Here is an 18,779-nt window from a genome sequence, read left to right on the forward strand (position 1 = left end):
ACCTCGTGTGGGTGTAGGATGGTTGTGGATAACGTATTGTAAACCTCTATATATCCCTATTTATATCCGATAGTATAGAATCCTGCCTTATTCAATTTTCTAGATAAATTCCGATAAATATAACAGACCGTATTTTAATTATACATAATTAGGAGTGTGAGTAGTTTGTGGTATGGTGTAGGTTGTTTGGGTATGATCATTTTTGGATCAATCAGTTTGCTAGGTATCTCCAATGATAGTAAATTTGTTTTTTGGTTTGGAGTAGTGGGGTTTGCCATATTCAACTTCGGAGCTCTTATTCTTGGTGAAGTTAGGAAGAGGAGATTTGCTGAAGATATGGATGGAGTAATGGATATGACTCTTAATCGTACAAGTCAATTCGCTGCTAGTCAGGAGTTTCGTTCCGTAGATTTAGAGAGTATGATTGCAATTGACGAAACGAAGCAGCAAGTATGTTTTATGTATAACACACATGATAACCAAGGGGTTGAACTCTCTCGTACTCTCTCCAAGTTTAATTATGAAACGAAAATATTTCACTATGAAGATATACTCCAGTCCGAGATTATTATTGATGGAGTAACTCACACCAAAACCTCAAGATCTAGCCAAGTCGGTGGTGCCATGATTGGGAGCCTAGTTGGCGGAAACGTTGGTGCGATCATCGGTGGTCTCAGTGCACTTCAAACTTCTCAAACCCATGTTAGATCAATACAATTGCAGGTTGTTGTTAATGACCCTCAAAGGTCATTTTATAGGATTAACTTTGCTTTGTTCGAACAACCTGTCGCTAAGAACTCTTCTTCATTTATAATAGCAAACGACAAAGCTACTCATTGGCATAACCTTCTTAGTTACCTCATTAAAACAGTGGATCAACAAGAACAAACTACACTTATTGAATCTAGAAAAGAAGAAGAAAAAATATTTCCTCACTCTTCTGTAGCAGATGAATTATTAAAACTATCGGATCTACTTGAAAAGAAGCTTATTAGTATAGAAGAATACAACCATTTAAAGAATAAACTATTAAATTAAAAATCAGTATGTGAATAAAAAAACGGAGTACTTTCTATTGCCTCTGAACGGCAGAAGTACTCCACTTTTGGTGCAAAGCATATCTAGATCAACTGTCACTCTTACTCGTCATTCGTACCTTGGATTTAAACCATCTCTCCATACGTCATCATCAACAAATTCAACATCTTTCTCTTGAAAATAAGCTCGAGTCTCTTGCTCCAGATCATTTAAGATTTTGGGCCAATCATTCTCATTAGTTTCCTTGGATTCAAGGTCCCTAACAATGTTCAGCCATCGCTGGTTCAACTGTTGATACTCCTCGATTCTAGACTTAAGTTCAGCTGTTACAGGATAACTGTTTACATCCAGCCTCTGGAACGTCATTCGCATACGGTGAAGCGTAGATGGCAATATGTCATCTCAACCTAGATCGTTTGTAAATATAGCTGCGGGTTTTACCAGCCAGTTGGCTTCTTCACTAAAATTTAGATTCATCAAGTTATACTTATTAATAATCTGCGTAATATCTGTTAAGTTGTAATAGAGCTGGCTGGCTTGTTCTCCATCCTCAACCATCTCGTTTGTTATTTTCACATTCTTAAGTATTCGCTCAAACAAAATATCATTATTTATAATCGCACTTTTCATATCAACGATATCTTGGCGGACATTCATCGTTAGATACTGTTCATACATTCTTTTCTCTTTATAGAGGCTATAAATTAGAACAAGTAAGATCACAAACGCAATACAACATCCAATCATTAAAAATAGTTTTTTTAACATCATGGCAAGCTGTTCTCCTAGATTTTATAGTAAGAAGCACCTCTACGTTTGTGTGGTAGAAGTGCCTTTGAGTAGTATCATTATTTCATTACCTGCTGCTTTTTTTAACTTGATAACTCCTTTTCAATATAAGGACGGTCAAGTAAAAGAAGAAGGCTTGGAGTTAGGTATTTAGTTTGATATTCATCTAACCGATTATTAACCACCAACAGACCATTCTCCATTCTAAGTAGTTGAGTAGAACCATCTTCTAGGAATAAAAGATTACCCTCAGTATGTTTTATTAGCTTACTAATAATGTTGAAAATCTGCTCTATACCTTCAGAAAAAGTACTGCCAAACAATTGAGTTCTAATGCATACATTCACATCTAAGTTATAATGCTGTCGAACAAAAGTGATATCAGAAATATCCTCAATTTCAAGATGCAACGTAAAAAATTTACTGCCAATTACTATTTCCTCTTCATTACTTTCGAAAGAAGCTTTCTCAACAACCGATTCGGTGACATATTGCTCTACCAGTTTCCCCAAAGAATTACGATCGAGCTTGCTTTGTAAAAATAATTCATAGTCCATCTATTAATCCTCCCCAAATACCCGTGTTATGTTACCGTCCTTAACGAATAAAATCTCTTTCAGATTTTTCAAATCTCCGGTTGGATTTGCTTTTCTGATAATTCCTTGACTAAGTTCACTAACTTTTTCAGTGGGAAATTCATCTAGGTTAACAACAATTCTTTCCGCTTGCGTTTTAGTTTTCGTTGCTATGTTTCGAAGAATATTATCTACGTTTGCATCTTCCTTAGGCGAGTAACAGTCAAAAACCTTACCGTGAATTAAAAAGTCAGGATTAGAAGTTGCCTTGATTCCATAGCCATTTCCGCCATTTATTTCGTCTAACATTTTGATTTCATAACCTTGTTCAGCTAAGAAGTCAGCAGTTTCATTTTGTTTCTTTATCCCATGGGAATCACCTACTCCATGATTTCCCGTTGGTTTACTTCCCGGGGGTAGGGTAGGCTCAGTCATATCTCTATTACCTGTCCCGCCTTTTCCCTTCCCTGACTCAGTCTTGCCTCCACCTGATGATCCAATGTCGTCCTTCGAACGAAATGCTTTGCCAAACAAAACATACGCTAGGGCCTGTCCCGTCATCGCCCCACCGTAATACCCTGCACCATTCTCATCGATCTGCTTCTTCTGCTCTTCTACAAATTGCTCTATATCCGACCTCGCCGTTCCCGTACCCCAAGCGCTATCCCATGCAAACTGAATACCACGCCCAACGTCTACAACTTTGCCCACTGTCATGGCATATGCCACACTGCTTAATGTACTGAACGGGTTATCGAAGAGAGCTTCTGCAGTCTGGCCCATTCCCGTTATTGTTTCTCCTATGGATTTATCAAGCAGCCCTACAGCGAAATTTCGCTTTAGTTCTTCTGGAATGTACAGCGCAACCTCGCCTGAGCCGTCCGTTGTTCTGAAGTTCATTGCGATAAACGTAAACTCTTTCTGGATTTCGTCCAACAGCCCGAGTGTAGCCGGGAACACTTCTTTCACCTGCATAAAATCCCAGAAGAAACGCTCTCCTGTCACACTAGACCAATCGGATTGCAACAAATAAATCGATTTCTCCAGTTCTCTGACTATTCGATCGAGTTCCAATTTCTTTTGCTGAACCAATCGAGCTTTCTCGTCCAACACATCCGGATGTACCTGAATACGTTGCATCCCATCTTCACCGCCAACCTGACCGTAGTAGTTATACCTAAATTTTAACAAGTGAAGAGTTCGATTGGAATCAAACGTAGGATTCATTTTCTCGTTAAAGATTCAGTAGGCAGGAAACATTCATGAGCCAGATATGTTGCGTGTTCGTGCACGTTTTTTTAGTAGACTCTTACCTCTTCTTAAAATGCTGAACGATCTCTTCCGGTTCCTGCGTCTCCAGTGTAATCTGGCCTTTCTCGAATAGGATCATGTACGGATATGATTTCAGACCAAAAATCTCCTCATAATTAAACTTATGTTCATCACGGACATTATAAAAGGTTACGTTAGTTATTGGGCCTTCTGCCCTCAAATTCTCGTTATTTACTTCATTTAATTGCGTCTGTAATTCAACAATAAATGGTCGCTCCGAAGGTCGGTCGGTAAATACAATGAGTGATGCATCATTTCTTTGATTTTGCGTTAGATAATCAATGGCTTTCTCTCTATTGTTCTGACTACATCCTGTCACTAAAAGTATCAAAATACATAACACCCAAAGCCTCTTCATTTATATCACCACCCAAAATATGATATAATTGGTTATTAATCATTAAATTCACTTCATTAAAAAATCTATTCGCTGAAAGGATGATGCACATTGAACAAAAGGAATATTATCATCGCTATCATTATTGGTCTTATCATATTGATACTCCCATTTGTGCTTTATTTTTCTGTTACTAATAAAGAAGAATCCGCACTTCCCGATGCAAACAACCCACTTCAAACCAAAACCGTAGATGGGATTACCATCACACATAATGCAACCTATACAGATCATGAAGTGTAGTTGGGTTATGAGATTCAGGGCGGTGGACAGTCAATGCTTTGTACAGATAAAATCTCGATTTTTCACCTTTCAAATAGCAACAAAAACCTGCACAACCAGCCTCTGCTTCACAGTTTTTATTAAGAATTTGCATATGGATACATCTTATTTAAAGCTTAGGCATCCAAAAGGGGTTCTCTTCCTTATCACACCCGGTTAACACGTAAAAAATATTTCCCTGCTCAATCTTCATTGTCCCGATCCCTTTGCAGGTGTCGGTCTTCATTCCCTGTTTGGAGCCATAGGCATCCCTTGAGTTATCGTAAGTCGATTGAATAGCTGTACCATCATAGATCAATTCCTGGATAATGGGCCCACCTTCAATGGTATACATCGTTACACGAACCTGATCCTGATGTTTTTTCTCCACATTTTTCATAAATGTGTTCCACTTATCTTCGTTCCGTATGCCTCCATGAAGTACAACCACATCCCCGCTTTGCTCCGCTTGCTCTGGATTATGGGGCTCGATAATTTCTGGAAAAACTTGCGTAATTCCGGAAGCATCCGTTGTTGGATCATTTGCCTGACAGGCAGTTAACAGCATTAAAGCTAACGATAGGATAAGCATATTTCTTCTCATTCCATCACCTCATGTATGAAACGTTTCAATCTTATCCTTTGTTGCATGATTATGCTTATTTTGTCATTTATCTGTAACTCCCTCGTTGTCCCGAACGTTTAGAATCATAGAAATGTATAAACAGGAACGAAAATTTTAGTGATTTATCATTCAGCAGGGGGTTAATTTAATGACGTTAAAAACAATGCTCGGTGTAGCACTGGCTCTATCTGTACTAATATCCACCCATTCGGCCAATACAGCGACTCTAGCTTCAACGAACGAACGGCAGTCAAAGGGATTAGCCCATGAAATGGAGCGCTCCTTCCCAACATCTACATCTGTTCTGCTCATTGCCCCAACTCAACATGAAGGTCGTTCCGCATACAACGGCAGCTTCACAATGGTTGCTTCGAACGGGACACATGCCAACATATCAATTGAAAACAACAGCAACCACACGGTATATGTGAAAATGTATGTAGATGAAGTAAGTGAACCTATGGAAACATCTATCAATAGAAATAGTGATAAAACGATAAACCTGCTTGCATTACATGACACGGATATTAAGTTGTACATTTATAGCAGAATAGGTCATCACTTAGATCTCTCAGTTGAAGCAGAGCAGTTTCATTGATGTTTTCTCTCACACCTACATACAAGAAAAACCCTTCACGCAAGCGATTCAGATCCACGTTCCCATGAACCGATGCCTGCTTGAAGGGTTTTATATTTCCATCACATTTATTTCTCGAATCGGAACCAACCGAAGTCAAACTGACTGCCTGGCAGGAAGATAAAGCTTACTTTCTGCACACCTTTCACCTGTTCAAGCTCAAACACCCGCTCCTCATATCCACCCGACTGCGTGAACTCAACCAACTGGTTGCTCTGTCCGTCCGCACCTGCGAAACGAATATGAATCGTATTTTTATCAATCGGTGAATGGCCGTAAATCACGAGCTTTGATGTACCTTCTGCCGTAAAGTCCATGTTTTCAAACTCCAGCGAGACATTGTTCCCGATGCCTTCTACTCGATCACCTTCAATTCTAAACGTATCTCCATAGAGATGGTCACAGGATCTAGCAGCGTTCTGTTCAAACGCACGACTCTGACATTCGAAGGAGAAACCTTTAATATGAATCTTCTGCTTCAGTACAAAACAGATCGATGTGATCCCGCTAAGGCGTTTGGACAGATGATACGTCTCCTCCTGGTACACATTCCAGATGGACTCTTTGTCATACACCACATCTGCGATCATCGTGCTTCCTTCTTCATCCGGCATACCTTCCCAGATCTGAATGAAGTAATCCTCAGTGGACAGCGTAAAGATTGGAATGGTAATCGTATCGGAGCCATATGGCCCGAAGTCAATATTACGGAAGCCCACGTGCGTTTCCCCGTCCCGACTTGTCGCTACTCCACGTTCGTTGCCGTTACCCACCTCACCTTTGGTGTAATCGTACAGTCCGCCCGTGATGAAGCTGTATGGATCTTTGTACGCTGTGCCGAGACCGTCCGCCTTGAATTCCAGCTGGGAGATGAGTTTCGTTTTATCCGTACCGTTCGTACTGGTTGCGCGAAGTCTGAACTCCCCGTCACCTATAGCGGATACCTTCACCGCATGTTGATGCTCACCGTTGTCGCCCGTTTCTGCTTGAACAGCTTCCACTTTGGCAATGTTGGACTCGATCCCCGCATCATTCACAACGGCCCACTCGATGTCGCGATAGGAAGTGTTCTCTGGATACAGCTTGGCGGTTACAACCAGCTCCGGGTTGGACGGATCGAGCAACTGTCCTGCATTACTGATGATCTCAATTTTCCGCAAAGGAATTTCCTGAGCATTCCCCGTAAGCACCGGACGTTCTTCATTTTGCATCAACACGGATTGCGCTTGTTTTCCAACAGAACCCGATTGTGCTTGAATACGAGCTGTACTGCTTATTGCACGACTTGCTTCATGTTCCACATCCGCATCCACAACCTGCGATTGGAACTCAGCCGTAGCCCCTTCCAACCCTTCGGAAGAAACTTCAATCCGGAACGTTCCAGGTTCATTTGTCGCTCCGATGATCGCCATCAGTTTGCCGCTGAACAGTCTTCTGCTTAATCCTTTGTATGGATCATAGTCCGTGCTATCCCCGTTATCCAGACCTAGCAGTCGTCCTGCACCAGTCACCTGAACTTGCACACGATTGTTCGCATTGTGAACTGGATTACCCGCTTCATCTTCAACATCAATCTCTACAAAAATCAGGTCTGTGCCATTCGCTTCTAACTGCTCCCGATCCGCTTGCAGACGAATCTTCTTCGCATCCGTATAGGATCTTTGCACATCGGTTGCAATGATCTGACCGTTCTCATCGTAAGCGATCGCTTTCAGCTCGCCCTCTTCATAAGGCACTTTCCACCAGCCTGACAGCTGTGTCCCATTGGCATGATCGATATCGTACGTGCCAATCGTTTTGCCATTGAGTTGTAGCTCAATCTTCGGCGCGTTGCTGCACACGCGTACATCAATGATCTGACCCGGGCTGAAATCCCAATAAGGGAACAGGTGAACCATCGGACTTTTCTTATAATCCGTCCAAGCCGCTTGGTAGATGTAATAGGAGTCTTTCGGGAACGTTGCTGTATCCAGCTGTCCAAAATACGAATTCTTCGTATGATACGGTGTCGGCTCTCCGATATAATCGAATCCGGTCCACAGGAACTGACCCAGCGAATACGGTGTATCCCGCTCTGCCAAGATGCAGTATTCTGCCGACTTCGCACCCCAGCTCGTCGTACTGTTACCCAAAGCCGAGCACTGCTCATCATCATCTGCCAGAATTGGCTGTTCGAATGGGAAATGATAGATGCCACGACTCTGTACCACCGAAGACGTTTCACTACCATAGATAATCCAGTCCGGATGCTCTTCATGATGTTTGTCGTAATATTTTTCCGCGTAGTTGTAGCCTGCCAGTTTCACGATATCCGCACATTTTTGTGCATTTTCCCAAGGCATGTAGTTGGAACCAATCGTCACGCCAGCATTGACTTTCGGATCAAATTCCAGCACATAATCCATCAGCATCCGAGTTACTTCCTGTCCACGCTCATCCGCATGGGTATCATAGATTTCGTTCCCGATACTCCACATGATCAGGCTGGCATGGTTACGGTCTCGCTTCACCCAACTCTTCACATCCGTATGCACCCACTCCGGGAAAAATCTCGCATAATCGTATGGCGTTTTGGCACGTTCCCACATATCAAAGGCTTCCGATACAACCAACATACCCATCTCATCGGCGAGTTCCATGAACTCTTTGGCAGGCATATTATGCGCGGTGCGGATGGCGTTAACACCCATTTCTTTGAGCAGTACGAATCTTCTGCGCAGTGCCGTCAGGTTAAATGCAGCTCCCAGTGCCCCGAGATCATGGTGTTCGCACACACCGTTCAGCTTCATCTTAACTCCGTTCAGGTGGAACCCTTCATTGGCATCCAGCTTGATATCCCGGAATCCAATGCGCTGTGATACCGACTCCACTGTCCGATGTTCCTGATCATCCGAGGTCAATCGCAGCTCTGTCACCAGTTCATACAGATGCGGTGCATCCGGGCTCCACAGGTTTGGATTCTCCACAATCATCTGTTGGCTATCTGCCGGTACAACCGCATTCTCATCCACCGAAGCCGTAACATTCGCTTGGCTGGATGCCATCACCTGACCTTCATACCAGATCGTATGCACCAGCTCTGCCTGCTGATTCTGTTCCAGGTTCAGCTCCGTATCCACTTCCACCTGCCAGCCACCCGGCTGTTGCTGAATAGATACATACGTTCCATCCGTAACAATATGGTTGCGGTCTCTCGTCTTCAGCCACACATGGCGATAGATTCCGGCCCCGGAATACCATCTGCTGTTCGGGTTCTGATGCACCACTTTGACCAAAATTTCATTATCGCCTTCCACCAGTGCATTCGTGATCTCATGTTCAAAATCAGAATAGCCATACTTCCACTCTCCAACCAGCTGCCCGTTCACATACACCGAAGAATCCATGTATACGCCATCAAAACAAAGCAAAAGCTGCTGCTCATCCTTCGTGTAATGGAACGTCTTCCGGTACCAACCAATGCTGTTTTCATACAGTTCAAGCGTATTATATATCAGCCAATCATGGGGAAGCTCCACAGGTTCATACACCAGACCCGCAGGTTCCGTAACATCCAGCTTACTTTTCGCAAATTGCCATCCATCATTAAAAAGTCTCTTCTGATTCATGGTAGATTCTCACTTTCTTGAAGTAAATTATGATTGCGGTTACAACAATAGATATCGCTTTTTACGAAAACCTTTTCGGTAAACTTAAGTATGACTATAACACATAACCCGATTATACCATCAGTCTCTTCGCTGCAACTCTTTTTCATAAGATTTTTTAGCCGTAATGATGAACGTTTTATTCTCTCCTGGCATTCGAACTCGATGACAATAAGCCAAAAAGGCAACCCGTCAACCGGGTCACCTTCTCTGTTCTATAAACGCCACTTCTTCTGTCTACACTCATACACCAACATTACTTAATCTCTATCCCTTGTAAAAAGGGTTCCACCCTATGCCTTTGCCTGATGGCATCGCGCCAGGCACCCCATCCGCTTCAAGCAGCGGACGGACAACTAACTTCACGGGCCACTCTTTGCTCTCGAATATCGTATGAGCGAGCGCGGCCCGGTCGGATTCGGGAAGCTGCACGTGTTGAAGCGCTTCCTTCCAAGCCTGCTCCGTGATCTCCCATAACTTCGTTTCCGGGATGTGATACACTTCGCTAAGTGCCTCCATGATCGCAGCCAGATTCACCTGCGTCCCCAAAGACTGCACATAGAAAATCAGCTTCTGAATCGTCTCGTTATACAGGCTGTTCGAGTAACCCGGGCGAATATGATAGGCAGGGTCTGCAATGCCATGCTTGTCCAGATAAGGCTGATGCAAACGCACGGAATCATGATCGCGGAACAATAGACCTTTTACCTGATTATCCCGTAACACCAGACAGCAGTTCTGACCATGAATCTCAGGTACGACGCCCACCTTGAACAGACGCGTCACGATATCATAAAACGTCGTAGCCATACTGGTATAGAAGTCGAGGACATCCGCGCTGCTCAGGTTATCCCACAGAATCTCCGTTAATAGATGATGCCTTTCCAGATTCACACCCAGTGCGGCCATTGGAATGACTTTGTAATCATCATCCAACAACTCAGAGGGATACACACGAATCTGTGCAGCCAGATGTCGGGGATGATCATCAAACAGTCCCATGGATTCCGGCATGAAGCCCCACCAGTTCTGCTCTTCGCACATATACACCTTTTCCTTTAACGTCTCATCACAGGCAACGGCCTGTCGTAACAACCGTTCTCCAGCAAGACCATTCAGCAGCTTAACTACTGGAAGATAACGGGCAGCACCCAGTGACAGCACGCTAACCGGAAGCTTGAGCATCCGGGTGGACTCGGTTGACGGAGCCATCGAGCGCAGAGAGGATGTTGCCTGTACGTCGCCCACTTCTATGTCCAATACGACAATTCTACCCTCTTCGATCTCTCCCGTGAAGCGAGGCAGAATCACATGCTGCAATTGCCACGGGTGAACAGGCATCGGCAGATATTCGTGCAACGTGATCCCTTTTCGGGCAAACTCAGCTTCCACCACTCCGCGCTGAACATCGTCTAACACGTCCAAAATGGACAGCCCATCTTCACAACCTTGCTGCACGGCATCCAGCCGTATAGCCACCCAGCTCAGCGAAATCGCCTTCCCGAATTCCGCTGCATACCGAGTTACATCTTCTGCGTTGAATCCCACCTTGGCTTTGGACGATGGGTGAAATGGACGATCCCGCAATGCAGCAACGCGCTCACCCTTGATAAACCACTCATAAGCAGACGCCGGGACGTTGGCAGACAGATACTGGACTTGTTCCCATCCCAGAGCGAACTGTTCCACAGCAATGTCCAGACTCGCCAGGAATTCTACCACTCCGGGCTGGGCATAAGCTTCATCCGACAAAGCCTTCTGTAACACCGCACGTCCAACCTCTGCCGGAGAATCGAGGAGAACCCAGCTTCCATCAGTTTTCTCCTCGTAGATCGGTGAACCCTGAACCCACTGAGTCCCCTGTCTTACTCCTGTTTCAACCAGACACAGTACACCTTGAGTGTGCAATCTATAGCGAGAAGCTACATTCTGATTACGCTCTTCGCTGTCATATTCCTTATACAATCGACGGAACGGTGCAGGTGCCGCTGCAAAATCAATGAATGAACACTCCTCCAGTGGGAGTAATTGCTCCGACAAGAATGAATTCATCAGATCCGCCATAATCCGGCGTTCAGCGGCTTGCAGACTGGAACGCTTCATCAGTGTTGACATGATTATTGTCCTCCGTTAGATAATGGAATGCCGGGTGCGGATGCCCCAGAAAATCATGATGCGAGATGGTCCAGCAATAAGCCCCAGACTTTTCAAACAAAATAATATCTCCCACTCGCAGCAGTGCTACCTCCGCATCGGAATGCATACGATCCTTCGGTGTGCATAGCTCACCTACGATATGGACTCGACGATCTCTTACCTCTGGCCGGGCAAATGAATGCTTCCAACGGTCCGTCTCTATAATCTGAAACGGATGGTTATGACCCCATGAAACAGGTAGACGATTGTGGTGCGTACCTCCCCTTAACACGGCAAAATACTGATCATGAGAAGTTTTGATATCCGTAACCTCTGCTGCGTAATACCCATGGTCTGCCACCAGCAGTCGACCCGATTCGAAATACAACTCGCCTCCACATGAGGCAAGGCGTTGTCTGGCTTCACTTTGTTCCAACAGGGCAGTGAATAAAGGCCAGTCGAATCCAGGGCTGCCATCATACGTGACACCGAATCCACCTCCTGCATTCACCACTTCCACAGGTAAATCATACTTGTGCTGCCACTGCTCCACCTTTTGCAAATACAGCTCAATCATCTCGGCATGCAGCCTGGCGTCCATATTGTTGGACAAGGAGTGAAAATGGAACCCGCTTAACCGAACTACACCCGCACCTTCCACACCAATGAGTTCAATGGCTTCTTCCACTGCCTCCTCATCGATTCCAAAAGGACTTGGCCCGCCGCCCATAACGATCTTCGTCCGGGGTAACGTACTGCTCCGCAGATTGATCCGGAGCAAAATGCGTACTTCCTGCGCTTGCTCCTGTTGTTGCTTGTGTTTCGGCTCATGTTCTTGCTCATTTTCTTGATCCTGTTTTTGCTTCTGCTCTTGCATCAGTTCCTCGCCGTACGCTTGCGCATATCTCTGTTCCTGTTCCTGCTCTTGCCTATGCTTGCTCTCGTACGTCGGCTCCGGCTCCAGTTGTCCCCACTCTTGCTTCCGCTTGCTCCCTTGCACCCGCTCTCGCTCTTTCGCAATTGCAATAATTCGCCGCAACTCCAGCAAACTTTCCACATGAATGTAGCTCACGCCATGCTCGATCGCCAGCCTCAGTTCGCTCTCCTTTTTACCCGGACCTCCAAACAGAATCGGAACCTCTCGGCTTACCGCTCTAACCTTGAGCAGCTCTCCGATGGAAGCCACTTCAAAGCCCTTCACGAATGGAAGCAACGCCTCAATGATTCTCTGATCAGGATTTGCCTTGATGGCGTAGAACAATTCTGTGTTTCCCGGCATACTGTCCAGCATCTGACGTACCTGTTCCTGAATGCCAGCCAGATCGTAGACATACGCACATACCGGTTCTTCCATCCCTCGTTGCAGTTCATCTATCGCCTGCCATACACCAGGTTTCATATCTGCCCACCCGCATTCCTGTAGTCATTCCGTTTTTGGGCATATGCCCGAAACGCCGTATTCCGATCATCACCCAGCACGTAAATATGTACTCCCCGCTCAGCCCAGAGCGACATGTCTTCCACACCTCTGGTGACCGTAGCATAAGGTACTCCGCACTGCTGGGCGGTAGCATGCAATTCATCCAGCACACGTCTCACATCCGGGTGCTCCGTCTGCCATGGCACACCGAGGGATTGCGACAGATCCGCCGCCCCTTCCAATACAAAGCTCACCTGAGGATGAGATAGAATCCGTTTACTTTGCCGCACGCCCTCCACACTTTCGATCATCGGCACAACCATCACCTGTTCGTTTGCTTCCTCGATGTATTCCGTAAGCGGATATTTCCCGAACACACCGGGACGACCGCTATTCAGACTCCGCATGCCGACCGGATGATAGTACGCATGACGAACTGCTTCCTCCACCTGCTCCAGTTGCTCGACATGCGGAATAACGATCCCTTGTGCGCCACAGTCCAGCACTTTAAGAATCTCCGCTCGCTCCACCTTGGAGATACGTACCAACGGAGTTAGGCCGACCAGTTCCGCCGCCCGAATTAACTCTTCTACCGATTCCATCGATGTTGCGGCATGTTCCAGATCAATAATGACAAAGTCATATTCCGCATGGCCGATCATCTCGATGATGACCGGATGCGGGATGGATACAAAAAGGCCATACACGGGCTGTTTACGTGCAATTTTTTCCTTCAGCGTGTTAACTCTCATTCGACGATTCCCTTTAATTCAGGTGTTCCTTTTGATTCAAGTGCATCCTTCGATACCTTGAGCGGATTGCTTGCCTTGCGGAAATACAACTCCCCATCCCCATACAGACGGCGCTTGGTCATCTCTTCGATCAGTGCATCTTCGGCAAAAAGGTCAAATGCAACAAACCGCTCTGCGTATTCCGGGCGCTGCTTCTGATAATCCACAATTACACCTGCGCACAGCTGCCAGAACGCTTCCTCCAACAACCCAAACTTCTCCAAAGCCAGCGCAATATCTGTCATGCAGATAAAAAAGAACGCATCATACGTATAGTCACGGACTTCCGACACATCTCTAGCATAGATGAAGGAGTACCGATTGAACTTGCGATGGGTTTCTGGCTCTGGGTTCAGCTTTGGTGCCCGTTCCGGGTGCAACAGTTGATCCGGTACGTAGCGGACACCATCATGCAAGTCCTTGATCATGATTCGTTTCGGCAGATCATCTTCCAGCACCAAAATAATATTCTGGGCATGAGATTCCAGCGCAATCCCGTGTGCATAGAGCAGATGTATAATCGGCAGAGTAACCGTGCGAACAAGGGCCTCGCTCCACTTTTCCACACCATGTCGTTCTACAGCATCCTGGATAAATGGAACACCATCTGGCTGCACCAACATCAACGCATTCAGCGGCCATGCCGTCTCGCCTTGCTTCAGGTGAACCGATACATTCTCCCGCCAGATCGCGCCAAGTGTGCCATAGGCACGTCCATACTGAGTTACAGGCAACTGTTCATAACGGAACGACAGTCCCATCATTTCTTTCAAAATGGTAAACTGCGCCTGCTGCAACAGCTCATCATCACGTACAAGTGTATCCAGCCAATCGCTGATCAGCGGTGCGTTCTGGGTCGTATGCTGTGCCAGTATACGTGTGCTCGACGTGTTGGTAATGCTTAGGGCCAGCTTGATGTAAGGCGCTTCCGGGTTCACCCGATTCGACAGCGAACGGATTGACTGCTGCGCACGATAGGGCGAAGACGATGGACCAAGATACACGATGTCTCTATCCATCAACTGACGGGCATATACCGATTCCAACTGATGCTCCCATTGCCATGGATGAACCGGAATGAACACATATCGATCACCAATATCAGAACCTATTCCTATACCAACCTTGCCGTCTTCCCTACCCGAGCTACGGACTGTTTCGCCTTTTTCACGAACTGCCCCATGAAGCTTCGCTTGGATTGTCTCTCCAACGCTCTCACGAACTTCGGTACTGCTCCCAAGCTGATCTACACTCGCCGCATGTGCGTGTACCACTTCACCCGTGTCCGTACGACCTTGTTGTTGCAGGATCTGTTGAAATCGCTGCATGTCCTCTGCAGTCAGATGTTGCCTCACCAATTCTTCAGAGCTATACCCTGCGGATACAGCGGTCTGAGCAAATTCTTTTTTCACAGCAACCCAGACTAATGAAACCTCCGAGTTAAATTCAGGGCCATAGGCCAGATTGTCTTTCATGGAAAATCCCAGCCTCGACTTATAGCTCGGGTGGTACAGATGACCGTCGGTCATGTGACTTTCGAGCGCATCATAATGCCGATCTTCACTCGGAATGTTCAAGGGTAATATGGCTCGGCACTGACTGTCCTTTGCCATCGTTTCGAGCAGTTCCTGGATAAAAGCCGTCACATTTGCACCCTTCAATGCGTTCAGCACAATTTCCTCCAGAAAAAGATCCAGATCGGTGCAGGGTACGCCTTCCCTCTGAATCGTCCCCTTCTTCACCTTCACCCGGCCAAATGAAAATTTCCGCTCGGCTTCACACGTGTACGCCACAGAATCGCCGGAAGATGTAAGGCCGCTGGTTCGCCATTCGCTCCCACTTACATGACTATCCAGAATGCCTTCGAACCACATCGCCTCCAACGTCTGCCGCATGATCCGTTCCTGTACACCCACGTAGACTGCTTCTGTCCTGCCGCCTGTTTCAGCCCTGTATCCCACAACTCCCACGCACTTCACTCCCTATTCGTTTCATTATATTGCTCACCGGCACGTAGGCCGGGGTCTGGCTGATCCCTCTTAGACAACTCACCAGATTTTGTTTGGCTAGAAATGCGTCCGCCGTCAGCAGATGTTGCACATATGCATTGCCCGTTCGTTCCAGTTCCTCCACAAGGACCTCACGTACCTGCTTCCAGAAATGCTCCTCCGGGACGTTCACATCTCGCGCCATCGCATGAATCAGAGACCCCAGATGATTGACGATAAAATAATACGATGTCCGCGCCCAAGCTTTCTCTCGCGAATAAAATAGTAAATCGGACGCTGCACGATCCTGCTCACGGATAAGTTCCTCATCCACACTGACCCCTTCCAGATCGCGGACGACGAAATCCACAGGCAACCCATCCTTTAAGGTCACAAGGGTATTCTGCAAATGGGCTTCAAAATGAATGCCTTTCTCACCCGCCACCCGTGCAATCGGCAGCAGAGAACATTTCAGATAACATTCCAGCCAACGCTCGGCAATGTCACGTCCACCACCCAGCATCGTCATCAGCCTGGAGCGCAACCCGGGAAGCGGTGCTTCAACGAGACTGGATAAGACATACGTATTCTCGACATCAAACTCAATGGGCCGATAAGCTATTGTAAACAGACTGGTTAACTCTTCATCATCAAAAGCACAAGTCGCTACACCTGTCTCATACGCAATATGCGTGTTCGGTTCAGCACCGAAGCAGTCATGCTTCCTGACGTACTTGGAGGCATCCAGTGTTCTGCGCATCTGCTCAGCACTATTGGTGCGAATCATGTTGGTGATCTGCATATTCAGTGACAGCTTGATATTGCAGTTCCATGCGGGAACATAGACCGTACGGACCGAAGAGGTTGGGTAGACAGTTGGCCCCGCACTGCCGAGTAAGATTAGTTTTTCATCTCGAAAATAGGACTGTATCTCGGTCAACCGTGATATGTACGCGTATTGCCATGGATGGACAGGCAGCAGCCCATACATCTCACTCTTTTCTTTTAATATAGGTTCCACATGGCTCCGCAGGAGATCATACAAATTCATTGCCGCCTCGTCATCGACCCATTCCTGCACGTAGACATCCTGCCTCACGGCGATATAACAGAGTTGAAATGATGTCCGTAACTCCGGACTGTACTTCTGTACATCCTGCTCGCTGAAGCCTTTGGAGTTTTTCGGAAACGGATGGAATGGATGACCAACCAACAGTGACTGTTCAGATGTCCGATAGTCGTGGATGTCGAGACCGGCTGCTTGTTCGATATACAACGTAAGGTTACCCACACTGTTATCTACCTTTTGTGCAAAATCTCTGGCATACGCCGCCTCGACACGATTCGTATTCTCACCCAATGGATGTACATTCTCCAGCTCAAGTGAACTCTTCATCTCCATCACACTTTTCATCATTCCATGTTGATCCGAGCGAGCATCTTTTTCCCCATTCCCACTTAGCTCAGATGTGATCCAACGAACCAGGTCGCCATAATGCACTGTTTCCCCACAAGATTCCATGCTGAGGTATTCATGCTCCCCCATGGCAGAGTAATAAGACAAGCGTCCTGTCACCTTCACCCTACTAGCTTGAAAAGTAACAGTGTACGACAGCGTATTTGGATTGATCCGAATATCGCTTTCCTTCTCTAGCGCAAGCTCACGGATGTAACAGTTCAACAGCAGCTTGCACGAATGTTCATGGGCCTGCTGCTCAGCCTCAGACCGGAGCTTGTTTTCCATCTCGAACAATGATGCCAACCTTCTTTCGGGTTATAAGTAAGACCAGGGGAAGTGTAAGCAGTATGGCGCAGCCAAGTCCGATACAGATCTCTTTGAGTGCCCCCCATTTTGCCATCTCCATGGACGTTCCTGCCCCGGCAAGCCATTGCCAACGCATATCGTAATACAGGGTCATGCCCATCACCGCAAACGAAGAAGCCAGCCGCTCAATCGTGGTTGATAACACCGACCCTTCGTGCATGTCTTCGTCCGGTAATGCTTGCAGACCAATTGCAGAGATACTCATGCCTGACAGACCAACGCCAATTCCCCGACACGCCATGAGTAATCCGATGATCCACATCGATGCTCCCATGGGCAGAACTGCAAACGATAAGATCGATATCGACACCAGCAACGTCCCCCATGCGATATAATGCATGGACCTACCACGATCCAGCAAGCTGCCGCCAATCCACATGAACAGACTTGTACAGATCGACAAGGGAATGAATAACGCACCGGATAGGGCCGGTGACAGGTGGAAGACGTCCTGGAACAATAGTGGCAAGGCAAAGATCACGCCAAACATGACACAATCCTGAATGGTCGAGATCAGCACGGTCAGTGGAAAGACGGCATTACGCCGCAGTAACTGGTACCGGATCAGTGGTTCCTTGCGACGGTTCTCGGTCTGGACAAAACGAATGAGCAACGCCACACCGAGCGCAATCAGCATCCAAGGTAACCATACTGCCACGACAGGACTTGCGTACAACTGTACCCCCAGACTAAGGGCACCTACCGCGCAGATCAGCATCATGACACTGGATGGATGCCATTTTTTCCTACGGGCAGGGATATAGGTCTGAATGACTCGACCGCAGCCGATCAACGAGAATATAGCCAGTGGCACATTGAGCCAAAACAACATTTCAAGCCGTCCATACTGAATAATGAAACCACCCAGCGTTGGCCCGGCAGCCGGAGCGAGCATAAGCAGCAAGCCCCACGCTCCAGTAATTCGCCCCCTTACCTCCGGTCCGTATACATCAAACAGCAACACAAGTGATAACGGAATCATCAGCCCCGCGGCAACGCCATGCATGAAACGAACCAGCAAGAGTACTTCGATGGAGTGATAAAACAACGCACCTGCCACCGAGAACAGTCCATAGATACTGATGCCCAACATATACGTCTGCTTACGCCCCAGTCGGTCCACAATCAGGGAAGCCAGCGGCATCGTTAACGTCATAGCCAGCATGTACAGCGCGATGATCCATCCGCCTGCTGTGGTAGAGATCTGATAGTATTGCACAAAATAAGGCAGCAGCAGGTTAAATGCACTGTTGGTCAGCACCAGCGAAAAAGCACCGATCAGAATCGCGAGTAATACTGCATGCCTCTTCATTAGGGA

The 18,779-nt window shown here is 46.8% G+C and carries 16 protein-coding genes; 3 read left to right on the forward strand and 13 right to left on the reverse strand.

The genetic code is table 11. The annotated features are described in order from the left end of the window. Positions 1 to 192 precede the first annotated feature (192 nt). Entirely contained in the window at positions 193 to 1,038 is an 846-nt protein-coding gene (locus D829_RS0118700) for an SHOCT domain-containing protein (protein ID WP_152417083.1), read from the forward strand. Between the two features lie 108 nt (positions 1,039 to 1,146). On the opposite strand, the gene D829_RS0118705 is transcribed toward D829_RS0118700, so the two are convergent. The 5 genes from D829_RS0118705 to D829_RS0118725 all read right to left on the reverse strand — a co-directional run bounded on the left by D829_RS0118705 (position 1,147) and on the right by D829_RS0118725 (position 4,092). Beyond that, positions 1,147 to 1,326 carry a hypothetical protein gene (locus D829_RS0118705; protein ID WP_017690450.1) on the reverse strand — a complete coding sequence of 60 codons (180 nt, stop codon included), beginning with the start codon at positions 1,324 to 1,326 and terminating at the stop codon, positions 1,147 to 1,149. A 114-nt stretch (positions 1,327 to 1,440) separates the two neighbouring features. Beyond that, positions 1,441 to 1,809: a hypothetical protein gene (locus D829_RS0118710; RefSeq protein ID WP_017690451.1), complete on the reverse strand. Its 369-nt coding sequence runs from the start codon at positions 1,807 to 1,809 to the stop codon at positions 1,441 to 1,443. Positions 1,810 to 1,910: 101 nt separating this feature from the next. Further along, positions 1,911 to 2,384: a hypothetical protein gene (locus D829_RS0118715; RefSeq protein WP_017690452.1), complete on the reverse strand. Its 474-nt coding sequence runs from the start codon at positions 2,382 to 2,384 to the stop codon at positions 1,911 to 1,913. Between the two features lie 3 nt (positions 2,385 to 2,387). Further along, positions 2,388 to 3,542: a WXG100 family type VII secretion target gene (locus D829_RS32535; protein WP_017690453.1), complete on the reverse strand. Its 1,155-nt coding sequence runs from the start codon at positions 3,540 to 3,542 to the stop codon at positions 2,388 to 2,390. 169 nt (positions 3,543 to 3,711) lie between these two features. Next, complete coding sequence (locus D829_RS0118725) at positions 3,712 to 4,092, reverse strand: hypothetical protein (protein WP_017690454.1); 381 nt, start codon at positions 4,090 to 4,092, stop codon at positions 3,712 to 3,714. Between the two features lie 90 nt (positions 4,093 to 4,182). Between D829_RS0118725 and D829_RS0118730 the strand changes: the two genes are divergently transcribed. Then, positions 4,183 to 4,374 (forward strand): hypothetical protein, encoded by a 192-nt coding sequence (locus tag D829_RS0118730; protein ID WP_017690455.1) that lies wholly within the window; start codon positions 4,183 to 4,185, stop codon positions 4,372 to 4,374. A gap of 148 nt (positions 4,375 to 4,522) precedes the next feature. Here D829_RS0118730 and D829_RS31495 read toward each other — a convergent pair whose 3' ends face one another. Further along, positions 4,523 to 4,996, reverse strand: coding sequence for a DUF4362 domain-containing protein (locus D829_RS31495; RefSeq protein WP_017690456.1), 474 nt, complete (start codon positions 4,994 to 4,996; stop codon positions 4,523 to 4,525). A 169-nt stretch (positions 4,997 to 5,165) separates the two neighbouring features. On the opposite strand from D829_RS31495, the gene D829_RS0118740 reads away from it, so the two are divergent. Beyond that, the gene (locus D829_RS0118740) at positions 5,166 to 5,615 is read left to right on the forward strand and encodes a hypothetical protein (RefSeq protein WP_017690457.1); all 450 of its coding nucleotides are present in this window, start codon (positions 5,166 to 5,168) and stop codon (positions 5,613 to 5,615) included. Positions 5,616 to 5,722: 107 nt separating this feature from the next. Here the strand turns inward: D829_RS0118740 and D829_RS0118745 are convergent, their stop codons facing one another. The 7 genes from D829_RS0118745 to D829_RS0118775 form a co-directional block, all read right to left on the reverse strand. Beyond that, positions 5,723 to 9,262: a glycoside hydrolase family 2 TIM barrel-domain containing protein gene (locus D829_RS0118745; RefSeq protein WP_017690458.1), complete on the reverse strand. Its 3,540-nt coding sequence runs from the start codon at positions 9,260 to 9,262 to the stop codon at positions 5,723 to 5,725. Positions 9,263 to 9,568: 306 nt separating this feature from the next. After that, entirely contained in the window at positions 9,569 to 11,416 is a 1,848-nt protein-coding gene (locus D829_RS0118750) for an IucA/IucC family protein (RefSeq protein WP_017690459.1), read from the reverse strand. Next, on the reverse strand, positions 11,376 to 12,836 hold the full coding sequence (locus D829_RS33760) for a type III PLP-dependent enzyme (protein ID WP_017690460.1): 1,461 nt from the start codon (positions 12,834 to 12,836) through the stop codon (positions 11,376 to 11,378). The genes D829_RS0118750 and D829_RS33760 overlap by 41 nt, the downstream gene beginning before the upstream one ends. Continuing rightward, on the reverse strand, positions 12,833 to 13,609 hold the full coding sequence (locus D829_RS0118760; RefSeq protein WP_017690461.1) for an aldolase/citrate lyase family protein: 777 nt from the start codon (positions 13,607 to 13,609) through the stop codon (positions 12,833 to 12,835). Before D829_RS0118760 ends, D829_RS33760 begins: the two co-directional genes overlap by 4 nt. Then, positions 13,606 to 15,618 carry an IucA/IucC family protein gene (locus tag D829_RS0118765; protein ID WP_017690462.1) on the reverse strand — a complete coding sequence of 671 codons (2,013 nt, stop codon included), beginning with the start codon at positions 15,616 to 15,618 and terminating at the stop codon, positions 13,606 to 13,608. Before D829_RS0118765 ends, D829_RS0118760 begins: the two co-directional genes overlap by 4 nt. Further along, positions 15,593 to 17,380: an IucA/IucC family protein gene (locus D829_RS0118770; RefSeq protein WP_241230795.1), complete on the reverse strand. Its 1,788-nt coding sequence runs from the start codon at positions 17,378 to 17,380 to the stop codon at positions 15,593 to 15,595. Before D829_RS0118770 ends, D829_RS0118765 begins: the two co-directional genes overlap by 26 nt. After that, positions 17,358 to 18,773, reverse strand: a complete 1,416-nt coding sequence (locus D829_RS0118775) for an MFS transporter (RefSeq protein WP_017690464.1) — start codon at positions 18,771 to 18,773, stop codon at positions 17,358 to 17,360. The genes D829_RS0118770 and D829_RS0118775 overlap by 23 nt, the downstream gene beginning before the upstream one ends. Between the last annotated feature and the right edge of the window lie 6 nt (positions 18,774 to 18,779).

The organism is Paenibacillus sp. PAMC 26794, assembly GCF_000316035.1.
In the GTDB taxonomy this organism is placed as follows: Bacteria; Bacillota; Bacilli; order Paenibacillales; family Paenibacillaceae; genus Paenibacillus.

Bases quoted from the DNA above. Each gene is read 5' to 3' on its own strand.
- D829_RS0118710 (WP_017690451.1), bottom strand. From the start codon at position 1,809: ATGATGTTAAAAAAACTATTTTTAATGATTGGATGTTGTATTGCGTTT.
- D829_RS0118725 (WP_017690454.1), bottom strand. From the start codon at position 4,092: ATGAAGAGGCTTTGGGTGTTATGTATTTTGATACTTTTAGTGACAGGA.
- D829_RS32535 (WP_017690453.1), bottom strand. From the start codon at position 3,542: ATGCAACGTATTCAGGTACATCCGGATGTGTTGGACGAGAAAGCTCGA.
- D829_RS0118750 (WP_017690459.1), bottom strand. From the start codon at position 11,416: ATGTCAACACTGATGAAGCGTTCCAGTCTGCAAGCCGCTGAACGCCGG.
- D829_RS0118760 (WP_017690461.1), bottom strand. From the start codon at position 13,609: ATGAGAGTTAACACGCTGAAGGAAAAAATTGCACGTAAACAGCCCGTG.
- D829_RS31495 (WP_017690456.1), bottom strand. From the start codon at position 4,996: ATGAGAAGAAATATGCTTATCCTATCGTTAGCTTTAATGCTGTTAACT.
- D829_RS0118700 (WP_152417083.1), top strand. From the start codon at position 193: ATGATCATTTTTGGATCAATCAGTTTGCTAGGTATCTCCAATGATAGT.
- D829_RS0118740 (WP_017690457.1), top strand. From the start codon at position 5,166: ATGACGTTAAAAACAATGCTCGGTGTAGCACTGGCTCTATCTGTACTA.
- D829_RS0118715 (WP_017690452.1), bottom strand. From the start codon at position 2,384: ATGGACTATGAATTATTTTTACAAAGCAAGCTCGATCGTAATTCTTTG.
- D829_RS0118745 (WP_017690458.1), bottom strand. From the start codon at position 9,262: ATGAATCAGAAGAGACTTTTTAATGATGGATGGCAATTTGCGAAAAGT.
- D829_RS33760 (WP_017690460.1), bottom strand. From the start codon at position 12,836: ATGAAACCTGGTGTATGGCAGGCGATAGATGAACTGCAACGAGGGATG.
- D829_RS0118775 (WP_017690464.1), bottom strand. From the start codon at position 18,773: ATGAAGAGGCATGCAGTATTACTCGCGATTCTGATCGGTGCTTTTTCG.
- D829_RS0118770 (WP_241230795.1), bottom strand. From the start codon at position 17,380: ATGGAAAACAAGCTCCGGTCTGAGGCTGAGCAGCAGGCCCATGAACAT.